At 43.1% G+C, this 10,118-nt stretch carries 12 protein-coding genes and 1 pseudogene; 6 read left to right on the top strand and 7 right to left on the bottom strand.

Annotated features, from left to right (window positions below; translation table 11 throughout):
• On the bottom strand, positions 1-320 hold a 320-nt coding region (locus IM473_RS02615), incomplete at its 3' end, for a helix-turn-helix domain-containing protein (protein WP_287659591.1).
• Between the two features lie 256 nt (positions 321-576).
• Between IM473_RS02615 and IM473_RS02610 the strand changes: the two are divergent.
• Positions 577-759: pseudogene (locus IM473_RS02610) on the top strand (tRNA (adenosine(37)-N6)-threonylcarbamoyltransferase complex ATPase subunit type 1 TsaE); the annotation flags it as partial.
• Between the two features lie 37 nt (positions 760-796).
• Here IM473_RS02610 and aqpZ read toward each other — a convergent pair.
• On the bottom strand, positions 797-1,558 hold the full coding sequence (gene aqpZ / locus IM473_RS02605; RefSeq protein ID WP_238707244.1) for an aquaporin Z: 762 nt from the start codon (positions 1,556-1,558) through the stop codon (positions 797-799).
• Positions 1,559-1,828: 270 nt separating this feature from the next.
• Between aqpZ and IM473_RS02600 the strand changes: the two genes are divergently transcribed.
• The gene (locus tag IM473_RS02600) at positions 1,829-2,914 is read left to right on the top strand and encodes a class I SAM-dependent methyltransferase (protein WP_287659590.1); all 1,086 of its coding nucleotides are present in this window, start codon (positions 1,829-1,831) and stop codon (positions 2,912-2,914) included.
• Positions 2,915-2,918: 4 nt separating this feature from the next.
• Here IM473_RS02600 and IM473_RS02595 read toward each other — a convergent pair whose 3' ends face one another.
• The 4 genes from IM473_RS02595 to ftsY all read right to left on the bottom strand — a co-directional run bounded on the left by IM473_RS02595 (position 2,919) and on the right by ftsY (position 6,969).
• Positions 2,919-4,202: a DUF3086 domain-containing protein gene (locus IM473_RS02595; RefSeq protein WP_287659589.1), complete on the bottom strand. Its 1,284-nt coding sequence runs from the start codon at positions 4,200-4,202 to the stop codon at positions 2,919-2,921.
• Between the two features lie 81 nt (positions 4,203-4,283).
• Positions 4,284-4,700 carry a DUF3119 family protein gene (locus tag IM473_RS02590; protein WP_002777863.1) on the bottom strand — a complete coding sequence of 139 codons (417 nt, stop codon included), beginning with the start codon at positions 4,698-4,700 and terminating at the stop codon, positions 4,284-4,286.
• 39 nt (positions 4,701-4,739) lie between these two features.
• Positions 4,740-5,540, bottom strand: coding sequence for a metal ABC transporter ATP-binding protein (locus tag IM473_RS02585; protein WP_287659587.1), 801 nt, complete (start codon positions 5,538-5,540; stop codon positions 4,740-4,742).
• A 94-nt stretch (positions 5,541-5,634) separates the two neighbouring features.
• Positions 5,635-6,969: a signal recognition particle-docking protein FtsY gene (gene ftsY, locus IM473_RS02580; RefSeq protein WP_287659586.1), complete on the bottom strand. Its 1,335-nt coding sequence runs from the start codon at positions 6,967-6,969 to the stop codon at positions 5,635-5,637.
• A 205-nt stretch (positions 6,970-7,174) separates the two neighbouring features.
• On the opposite strand from ftsY, the gene IM473_RS02575 reads away from it, so the two are divergent.
• The 4 genes from IM473_RS02575 to IM473_RS02560 all read left to right on the top strand — a co-directional run bounded on the left by IM473_RS02575 (position 7,175) and on the right by IM473_RS02560 (position 8,978).
• The gene (locus IM473_RS02575; RefSeq protein ID WP_287659585.1) at positions 7,175-7,762 is read left to right on the top strand and encodes a Uma2 family endonuclease; all 588 of its coding nucleotides are present in this window, start codon (positions 7,175-7,177) and stop codon (positions 7,760-7,762) included.
• Positions 7,763-7,876: 114 nt separating this feature from the next.
• Positions 7,877-8,023 carry a PCP reductase family protein gene (locus IM473_RS02570; protein ID WP_287659584.1) on the top strand — a complete coding sequence of 49 codons (147 nt, stop codon included), beginning with the start codon at positions 7,877-7,879 and terminating at the stop codon, positions 8,021-8,023.
• 80 nt (positions 8,024-8,103) lie between these two features.
• The gene (locus IM473_RS02565) at positions 8,104-8,691 is read left to right on the top strand and encodes a Uma2 family endonuclease (RefSeq protein ID WP_103113329.1); all 588 of its coding nucleotides are present in this window, start codon (positions 8,104-8,106) and stop codon (positions 8,689-8,691) included.
• Between the two features lie 101 nt (positions 8,692-8,792).
• Positions 8,793-8,978: a PCP reductase family protein gene (locus tag IM473_RS02560; RefSeq protein ID WP_002737708.1), complete on the top strand. Its 186-nt coding sequence runs from the start codon at positions 8,793-8,795 to the stop codon at positions 8,976-8,978.
• Between the two features lie 4 nt (positions 8,979-8,982).
• On the opposite strand, the gene moaA is transcribed toward IM473_RS02560, so the two are convergent.
• A complete protein-coding gene (gene moaA / locus IM473_RS02555; RefSeq protein WP_287659583.1) occupies positions 8,983-9,972 on the bottom strand; it encodes a GTP 3',8-cyclase MoaA in 990 nt (329 codons plus the stop codon).
• Between the last annotated feature and the right edge of the window lie 146 nt (positions 9,973-10,118).

The following is a 10,118-nucleotide window of genomic DNA, read 5'->3' as shown; positions in this document are numbered from 1 at the left end:
GGACGTTCTTTCAGTTCTTCTTTTAATTTTTGAAATTGTTCTTCCTTCAATAAAGGTTCTTTTCCTCTCCGATGTTCCGCACTTTTTTTCTTGAGATTTTTAACTCCTTCTTCTCCTAATTCATTATATCTTTTGAGAATTCTAAAACTATATTGATAATCTAACCCCACAGCTACTGCCGCATTTTTGATTGTCCATCCTAACGATATTTGACCCAATAAGTGCCATCTTTTTGTTTCCACTGAGTCTTGACTGCTCCTGTATCTATCTTTCAGTTCCTCTGAACTTAGATGTTCGGCTAAGTAAGCTTTCTTGGGCATTTTATCTCCTCGTTTTTACTCGTTTTATTATAACAGGATTTAGTATGACAGGCCTTTTAGGTCAGGCCATGTCCCTTTTTCTTGACTTCTAGCTGCTAAGCTGAGAACTTCCCACTGTCCAGTCTGCTAATTTCACACTTTCTTTAGATTTATAGTCATTTCAATTAAGATTGAGAATATAAATGCCAGAGTTCATAAGATTTTCATCGGTCTAGATTGTATCAGACTTATCTGAAATGACTATATCGGCTCAACTGGAATCGAGGTGGATTTAGGGATAGTGGCGATCGAATGGTCGGAACGTTTAACTTTTTTGCCGGAAAATTATCTAGAGATTACTTTACTCGATCGAGGCGAGCAGGGACGACGAGCGCTGCTCAATTTTGTCGGTGGGGACGAAAAAAATAGCGATTCCTGTGGGGTCGCTATCAGCACTTGACTCTTGAAGCAATCAAACTTTAGCGGTAACTTTCCACTTATTCTCTAACTCGTCTTTCTTCTAAAGTTTCTTCAAAGAAACTATTGTAGAGGAAACCCGCAGCCACGGCCCCAACAATGGGAGCAATCCAGAATAACCATAATTGACCAACGAGAGCCATATTACCGCATAAAAGAGCGACACCAGTACTACGAGCGGGATTAACGGAGGTATTGGTCACGGGAATGCTAATTAAGTGAATTAAGGTCAATCCTAAACCAATAGCGATGGGAGCAAAACCGGCTGGAGCGCGTCGATCGGTAGAACCTAAAATGATAATTAAGAACATGAAGGTCAAGACCACTTCCGTGACCAAAGCGGCGAATAAACTGTAACCACCGGGAGAATGTTCTCCGTAACCATTGGTGGCCAGAGGATTGCTGCCTCCCAAAGCGAAACTCGGTTGACCACTGGCAATAATGTAGATAATTACCGCCGCTAAAATCGCCCCTAAAACTTGAGCGATGATGTAGGGAAGTAGTTCCGAACCGGGGAAGCGTTTACCTGCCCAGAGACCGAAGGAAACGGCGGGATTAAAATGTCCCCCCGAAATATGCCCGAAAGCGTAGGCAAGGGTAAGGACGGTTAAACCGAAGGCGAGGGAGACACCGACAAAAGAAATCCCCAGATGGATATTAAAATCAGCACCATCTACGACACTCTTGGCTTTACCCACAAATACTGCCGCTAAAACGGCACTACCGCAACCACCGAGAACCAGCCAAAAGGTCCCGATGAACTCTGCTAGATACTTTTTCATCTCTATATCAAGGTTGAATGATTTTGCTTTCAGGTTATCTCCCATCAAACCGGATTAAACTGTTATAAGATATTAAAAAATAGTTATTTTTTGATCTTCAATTTGCCGTTCTCATGGGGAACCTATCAGCCTTCTGGGGCTAGAATACTAAAAACAATCAGGAATTTCTGATAATTTCACACTTTCTTTAAATTTATCTTCTATCTTGATGTCTGATCGGTTTTGGCAGTGTCTGACCCTTTCCGCCGAGTGCTAATTATGAGATGAGCGATGCAGGAAGAAAAAGCGATATTTAATATCAACAATACTTTCTATAGACCAGAGAGTAAAATCGTCCGAGATTTAGGAGTTTTAGGGGCGGCAATTGTCAAAAAAGAGCGGGGCAGTTTGCGCGTTTTAGAAGTAATGAGCGGCTCTGGTGTGCGAGCGCTCAGGTATTGGTTAGAAAGTGGTGCGGATTGGCTGTGGGTTAATGATGGTAATCCAGAAATTAAGCCAACTTTAGCCGCTAATTTAGAGAGTTTATTACAACAGAAAAAAGGCAAAATAACCTATAAATCTGCTCAAGAAGTTCTCCTAGAATGTTATCTTGAAAAAGACTATTATGATCTAGTTGATATTGATGCTTTTGGTTCCCCTGCATCTCTGTTTAGTGCTATTCCTTTAGCCACTAAAATCGGTGGTTTAATTTATCTAACTAATACCGATGGACGGACGCTGACGGGTCATAATCTGGAAAATAGTTTAGCTAATTATGGAGCCTATGCTCGCAATCATCCAGCTGCCCACGAACAGGGATTAAGATTAATTATCGCCAGTTTGCAATTAGAATCAGCCCGGTTAGGTTTAGGAATTACGCCGATTTTTTCCTTCTTTTTTGGTCAAAGTTATCGGGTGATGGTGCGGTTAACGGCTAATAGACAATTAAATAGTCATAACTACGGTTTTCTCGGTTATTGTCATAGCTGCGGGGAATATCAATCAGTGCCTTGGCCGAAGTTAGGCAAGATAGTTTGTTCTGGGGACGGGCAACCTTTAACCTTAACCGGACCTTTGTGGTTAGGCAGTTTACACGATCGCCTTTATCTAGAAAAAATGGCAGATTTAGCCGATCAATGGCAGTGGAAAAAGGTAGTTAAATTGTTAGAAATAATGAGGGAAGAAAACGATTTTCCTCCCTATTTTTATAGCTTTCGGGAAATTGGTAGAAGGGGCAAATTAGATCTACCCAAAAGGGAAGATTTAATTGCAGCTCTCCTAGAACAAGGTTATCGAGCCGCTGCCACCCATATTAACCCGCAAGCACTGAAAACTAACGCTTCTTTAGCCCAATGTATCGCAATACTCAACGACTAATTAGTTAATACCAATAACTAGAACTTTGTTGGGGTTCAGGGGCAAAAGCTAACCAGTAGGGGAATTGTAAAAGAGCGAAATTCAGCCTTTCTTCGGTATCATCGATGATAATGAGCGGTGAATACTTATCGTCGATTAAACGTTCCGCTTTTTGAATTAAAGCTTCGGGAGACTCAAAGAGAACGATGCCGCGGTCCGGTCCAAAATCGGCGCGGGAAATGCCGAGACAATCTTGGAGGCCGCGCCGCCATTCGCCTAAACGTTCGGGACTATTAGCCAGAACGAGAGAACGGAAGCGATCGCCCTGTAATTCCGCCATAATCGAGATAATTGCCGAAGCGACCAGAATATTCTGGAGACGGCTACCCATACCGCGAATCGTACCCCGGCCCCCCTGTTTAAAGAACCACTGTTGCACCCGTTCGGCGTGAATTGGTTCAAAAGTGCGCCGTAATTGCCAAGGGGGACCGTAATAGTCAGGACGACTGCGATAACGGTCTAAAAGAGTTTGGATGCGCTGATTTTGGTCAGAAAAGCCCTGTCTAGGGGTGGATTGCCCCACTGGTTCCGATTCATAACCCGAACGGTTAGAACGACGGGGTTCTTGCCAATTATCCCGGCCCTGGTTACTGGTACGGGGGGGACGGGGACTTTCTTCGCGATCATCCCGGCCTTGACTGCCACGGGATGGGCGCGGGTTTTCCTCCCGTTCAGTCCGCAGGGGAGGTTCCACGGGTCGGGGGGATTTTTCGGGGGTTTCAAAACGGGGTAATTCCAACTGTTCAGCAGCTGCAGCCAAATCCTGTAAACTGCCCACCAGATAGTCTTTAAATCCCTGAACCCGCACGGCTATGTCCTGGGAGACTCCGGCGAAATTACTCCGCATTTCCTGCCGAATACGCTCACGACGGCGTTCTAACTGTTCGATCGCCAATTCTAAAGCCTGTTTGCGTTGTTCTAGGTCTTTTACGCCTTCCTTGAGCATTCTTTCGATTTGAGCTTTGATATCTCCTAGTTCCTCGGCGATCAAGCGTTCTTTTTCCGCTTTTAACGCCGAGATTTCTGCCGCTAGGCTCTGTTTTTGCCGTTCTAGAGCCTCGATTTCCCCCCGCAGGGGTTGCGCCTGCGCTGTGGGAACTAATTCGCCTTCGGGGGCGGTTTCCGATGGCAGGGGATTCTCTACCGGGCGATCATTCCAGAGATCGTCAAAACTAAATTCTTCGACAGATTCATTGGGTAAGTCTGTCATTTTGTCAAGGGGTAAAACATTAAAATCTTCTGAATTCATCGGCTTTAGAAATGCAGAGCGAACAAAGGGCCAAGGCAGGCAATTAAGACGCTATTAGCCAGATTTTATTTTATCTCAATCTTAGTTCGCTTCTGAGTCGATCGCTTGCGATGCTGCTAAAGGATAGTATTTTTCGAGGCACAGTCTCAGGGTTGCGCTGTCAAAGATAATGGGCAAAAAATGAATGCTGTTAATTTCTTTGAAATAAAATAGGATCGGGACTTTGTTCCAGAAAATCCGCCAATTTTGCCATTCTTGGTAGGGAAAGGAGCGAATTTGTTGCCCAGATAGATAGACATCTAGGGAAGTGGGGGTAAACTGGAGACGAATGCGGGTAGTCTGGAACATCAAGAATAGCCCTAACAGGGAGAAAATTATTCCGAGCCAGACCTGTAAAAAGAGTAAAGGCAGCGATAAAATTACCAAAAACAGGGGAATTCGATAGTTAGGAGCCAGTTCGATCGTTCCTGTTACTTCTTGCGGGGAAATAGTTTTCATCGGTGTCCCTATCGGCAGTCAGCCAAAATATCTTCGCTTCTAGTTTATCGCATTGTTTTTCGAGAAGCGATCGAGATAATCGAGACTTGATCGGCGATGATCTGGTGGTGTCATGGCATCATAGAAGGAGACTTTACCCCCATAGGCGCGCCGGAGATTAAAATCGGTTAAGACCTTAGATCGTTGATCGGCGAGGATCAATTCTTTATTTAAGAGGATTAAATCAGCAAAATGGGTGATAGATTCGCCTAAATCATGGTTAACCACCAGGACAATTTTATTTTCTTGGGCTAACTCACCAAAGATATTAAAAAGAATCCCCTCGGTTTTTTGATCTACCCCAACGAAAGGTTCATCAAAACAGAAAATCTCCGCTTCTTGGGCCAAAGATCTGGCTAAAAAGACTCTTTGCTGTTGTCCCCCCGACAGCTGACCGAGGGGACGATGGCGTAAATCAGCCATTTCCACCCGTTCTAGGGCATTTAAAGCCTGTTGACGACTAATATGGGAAAAAGGGCGAAACCAACCCGTTTTTCTGACTCTCCCCATCATTACCACATCCCAAGCGGTGACGGGATAGGTCCAGTCGATTTGAGATCTTTGGGGAACATAAGCGACTTTATCCAGTTGTTGCTGTAGAGATTGCCCTTGATAGTTAACGGTTCCCTGTTGTACGGGAATTAATCCTAGCATGGCTTTGATCAGGGTACTTTTGCCCGCACCGTTGGGACCGATGATACCTGTTAATCGTCCTGGATGAATTTTCAGGGTGATATCCCGCAGGGCTTCCACGCCGCGATAATATACTCCTAGATGACTAACTGTAATTGTCCTTTGCATAGTTGTTACCCCGAGTCTCCAGTTCTAGCATAACTAAAAATGAGACAATTATGAAGCAACCATGAAAAGATTATGAAAGATAGCCAGGGTGAGATCAATCGCCACTCAGTAAAGCTTCCACGAATTCGTAACTGGAAAAGGGCCGCAGATCCTCGATTCCTTCCCCAGCGCCAACAAAGCGAATCGGTAGGTTAAGCTGACGCGCTACGGCAAGGGCAACACCCCCTTTAGCTGTACCATCGATTTTAGTCAGGATCACGCCGCTTAATTGGGCAGCTTCCGAGAAAACCTCTGCCTGTCGCAGCCCGTTTTGTCCTAAAGTGGCATCGAGAACTAGAAGCGATTCCACCACGGCACTCTCAGCTTTTTTGTCGATAATGCGGCGAATTTTGCTTAATTCTGCCATTAAGTTCTTTTTATTCTGCAATCTTCCCGCCGTATCTACTAAAAGTAATTCTACCTCCCTGGATTTAGCGGCTTCGATGCCATCGTACACCACGGCGGCCGGGTCAGTATTTTTGCCCGGGTTGGCAATTACTTCGACTTGCGATCGCTCTCCCCAAACTTTCACCTGTTCCACGGCGGCAGCGCGAAAGGTGTCGGCAGCGGCGATTATACAACTATAGCCAGATTGTTTAGATAAATGGGCTAATTTGCCGATAGTCGTTGTTTTACCGACTCCGTTAACTCCTGTGAGCATCCAGATATTTAATTTGCCTTTTTCTGGCTCAAAACCGGGGTTGCTATAATTGGCTAAAGGTGCATCTAAAATCTCGCGGATAATTTCTTTGAGATATTCGATCGCTTTTTCGGGGGGCAAAGCTTCCTGTTTTAGCTTATTTTGGAGGGTAGTGATAATATAATCGGTGGCATCTACCCCCACATCGGCCTGAAGCAATAAAGCTTCAATTTCCTCCACCGCATCTTGATTGAGGGGACCCTGACCGACCACGGCCTTAAGCTGATTGACCAAGCTGCGGCGCGTTTTGCCTAAACCCTGACGCAATTTTTTTAACCAGGTGATTTCTTCTTCTGAAACGTCCTCTGCTTGTCGTCCCTGATTGGCTAAAACTTTGGCCGACCAGATAAAATCTTCATCCGGTTCTGTGGGGGTTTCGATGGCGGTTTCTTTAAGAATTTCGAGGCGATCAGATTTTTTCAGCCATGCGGGGGTATTATCCTCGGTTTCTTCTTCTTTAACCGGTTCTTCCTCTTGCAGAGGTTCCGTTTCAGCAATGGATGTTTCAGGGGTTTCGCTCACGACGGCCTCGGCCGTGGCTTTTTTCTCTTGAATATTTTTAAAGGCTTTTTTGGCCCAATCTAAATACTCTTCCTGACTGGTTGCCTCGCTGGGGGTTTCCTCTACGGGTGCGGGGGGTGCTTGTTCTTGTTCGGGTTGGACTTTCTGACGACGGAACCAGTTAAACATAGGAGAAACTAAACATAAAACTATTTATCTAGTTTATTTTAACCTTTGAAGTGAGCAATTTTGATAGTTAGATTTTTAATTGTGGATTTCTCAGCATTTTTTGCTAGAGATTAAGGAAAAAATGATAACCTTGCTCAAGGATAACTTTATCTCTTTTTAGGGAAATGCTGTATCCTAGAAAATAGAATAGGAAGGAGAGTCAAAAATGTTAAGCACTACCGAAACTAAATATTATACTCCCGAAGAATATCTAGCTCTGGAGGAAACGTCCGAGGATAAAAATGAATATCGTCAAGGAGAAATTATCCCAATGGTAGGAGCCACCACTAATCACAATCAGATTTGTCTAAATTTTTGCCGTAATTTTCCCTTAAATATCAATAATCAAGATTATTATACCTACATGGAAACGGTGCGTTTATGGCTGTCAGATTATAGCATTTACACCTATCCCGATGTGATGGTGATTAAAGGTCAACCTCTCTATCAAGGGAATAGTCAATCTAACGTGATCAATCCTTTAATTATTGTCGAAGTTCTCTCTAATTCTACCCAAGCTTATGATCGAGGGGATAAGTTTAAATTCTATCGTTCCTTGCCAACTTTTCAAGAATATATTCTGATCGAACAATCTAGTTATAGTGTAGAACGTTACTATAAACAAAAGGATGAACAATGGTTAATTGATTTCCTCACCGGGGAAAATGCGGTTTTACAATTGGTGTCGGTAGATTGGCAGATTTCTTTGCAAGATTTATATCAAAGAGTCAATTTCGACCTAGCAGAAACCTAAAATTAAGAGAAAGGTGAAAAAGAGTCGCTATCAAGAAAATCATCATCTCATCAGCTTTTTCATAAATAGCTAATCTTTTTTGGTACAATAGAGGGACTACTATATGTTAAATCTATGGAAGCTCTAGATTTTTCTGATCAACTACAATGGACCGCAGAAGCAAAAGCAAAACTGAAAAATATTCCCTATTTTGTTCGTTCCCAAGCGCGTCAAAGGATTTCTGAGATATTGAAAATACACTTTTCCGAGCAACTCAATTGATAACCTTGCTCAAGGATAACTTTGTCTCTTTTTAGAGAAATGCTGTATCCTAGAAAATAGAATAGGAAGGAGAGTCAAAAATGTTAAGCGCTACCGAAACTAAATATTATACTCCCGAAGAATATCTAGCTCTGGAGGAAACGTCCGAAGATAAAAATGAATATCGTCAAGGAGAAATTATCCCAATGGTAGGAGCTACCACTAATCACAATCAGATTGCTGGAAACTTCTATCGAAGATTTCCTCTGACTATCAATAATCAAGATTATTATACCTACATGGAAACGGTGCGTTTATGGCTGTCAGATTATAGCATTTACACCTATCCCGATGTGATGGTGATTAAAGGTCAACCTCTCTATCAAGGTAATAGTCAATCTAACGTGATCAATCCTTTAATTATTGTCGAAGTTCTCTCTAATTCTACCCAAGCTTATGATCGAGGGGATAAGTTTAAATTCTATCGTTCTCTGCCAACTTTTCAAGAATATATTCTGATTGAACAATCTAGTTATAGTGTGGAACGTTACTATAAACAAAAAGATGATCAATGGTTAATTGATTTCGTCATGGGGGAAAATGCGGTTTTACAATTGGTGTCGGTGGATTGGCAGATTTCTTTGCAAGATTTATATCAAAGAGTAAATTTTGACCTAGCAGAAAACTAAAATTAAAAGAAAGGTGAAAAAGACTCGCTGTTAAGAAAATCGTTATCTCAAAATAGCTCATCTTTTTTGGTATAATAGACGGACTACTATATGTTAAATCTATGGACGCTCTAGATTTTTCCGATCAACTACAATGGACTGCAGAAGCAAAAGCAAAACTGAAAAATATTCCCTATTTTGTTCGTTCCCAAGCGCGTCAAAGGATAGAAGAATTAGCTCGTCATGCCGGTTCCGATCGAGTTACCGTGGAAATGGTAGAACAGGCTAGAATAGAATTCGGACAGTAGATTTTTAGCCGCCAATTTGCGACATAGTACGGGTATAAATGCCACTTGATGTGCCAGAATCACGCAGTTTAAAGTTTATTTCTGCTTTCAGTTCCATTAATTCCCGCACTCTTTCCCTGATTTCTGCCGGCGAAATTCCTTGACGGAGGGCAGTTTTTAGGTCAATTTGTCCAGTTTCGTTGAGGAGACAGGGACGCAACCAACCATCGGCCGAGAGACGTAGGCGGTTACAGCGATCGCAGAAACACTCCGACATCTGACTAATAAAGCCAATTGTACCCTTAGCCCCCGGAATTTGAAAAACATCGGCTGGACCATTTCCCCGCACTTGACCCTCATTTAAGCCCCATTTTGCCCGAATTCGCCCCCTTAATTCCTCGCTCGCAATCCAAGCTTTTTCTTGAAATAAATCACCGTTACCGATGGGCATAAACTCGATAAAACGGACGTGCCAACGCTTCTCAATGGTCAAAGCCGCTAAATCTTCCACTTCTGCCTCATTTATCCCCGGAATCACCACCACATTCAATTTTAAGGGGTCAAAACCCACCCTCTGGGCCGCTTGAATACCTGCCCAAGTTTTTTGCCAACGACTCCTGCCGCGATTACCGATAATTTTATCGAAAGTGTCGGGGTCGAGGGAGTCTAAACTGATATTAATCCGTCTTAGTCCGGCTTCATACAACATTTCGGCTAAATTGTCAAGTAAATAGCCATTAGTGGTCAAGGCTAAATCGCTAGTGGCAGATAAAGAGGCGATATCGCGCACAATCTCCACTACTTCGGGATGTAAGAGAGGTTCCCCACCAGTAAGGCGAAATTTGCGGAAACCGAGGGGAATAAAGACATTTTTGACTAAAGTAAGAATTTCCTCCCGGGTGAGTAAATCTTGCGGTCGAACATAGGCCAATTCTGCATCTTCAGGCAGACAATACTGACAGCGAAAGTTACAGCGATCGATTAAACTAATCCTGAGATAGTCAATTTGGTTCATGTTCACGGGCAAATACTGTTATAAAACTTCATGAATTTATCATAACAATTCCGGCTCGATCGATATCTAGACATCGGCTACATCTAGATTTTAGTCTATGATGACAATAGATTTGCTCAATGGCAAGAGCAAATAAAGATTGGTAA

Origin of the sequence: Microcystis sp. M015S2 (assembly GCF_020245945.1) — a bacterium.
Lineage (GTDB): Bacteria > Cyanobacteriota > Cyanobacteriia > Cyanobacteriales > Microcystaceae > Microcystis.
This window is presented reverse-complemented; position numbering and strand designations above follow the sequence as displayed.

Coding starts and splice junctions, on each gene's coding strand:
- aqpZ (WP_238707244.1), bottom strand. CDS start 1,558: ATGAAAAAGTATCTAGCAGAGTTCATCGGGACCTTTTGGCTGGTTCTC.
- IM473_RS02600 (WP_287659590.1), top strand. CDS start 1,829: ATGCAGGAAGAAAAAGCGATATTTAATATCAACAATACTTTCTATAGA.
- IM473_RS02595 (WP_287659589.1), bottom strand. CDS start 4,202: ATGAATTCAGAAGATTTTAATGTTTTACCCCTTGACAAAATGACAGAC.
- IM473_RS02590 (WP_002777863.1), bottom strand. CDS start 4,700: ATGAAAACTATTTCCCCGCAAGAAGTAACAGGAACGATCGAACTGGCT.
- IM473_RS02585 (WP_287659587.1), bottom strand. CDS start 5,540: ATGCAAAGGACAATTACAGTTAGTCATCTAGGAGTATATTATCGCGGC.
- ftsY (WP_287659586.1), bottom strand. CDS start 6,969: ATGTTTAACTGGTTCCGTCGTCAGAAAGTCCAACCCGAACAAGAACAA.
- IM473_RS02575 (WP_287659585.1), top strand. CDS start 7,175: ATGTTAAGCACTACCGAAACTAAATATTATACTCCCGAAGAATATCTA.
- IM473_RS02570 (WP_287659584.1), top strand. CDS start 7,877: ATGGAAGCTCTAGATTTTTCTGATCAACTACAATGGACCGCAGAAGCA.
- IM473_RS02565 (WP_103113329.1), top strand. CDS start 8,104: ATGTTAAGCGCTACCGAAACTAAATATTATACTCCCGAAGAATATCTA.
- IM473_RS02560 (WP_002737708.1), top strand. CDS start 8,793: ATGGACGCTCTAGATTTTTCCGATCAACTACAATGGACTGCAGAAGCA.
- moaA (WP_287659583.1), bottom strand. CDS start 9,972: ATGAACCAAATTGACTATCTCAGGATTAGTTTAATCGATCGCTGTAAC.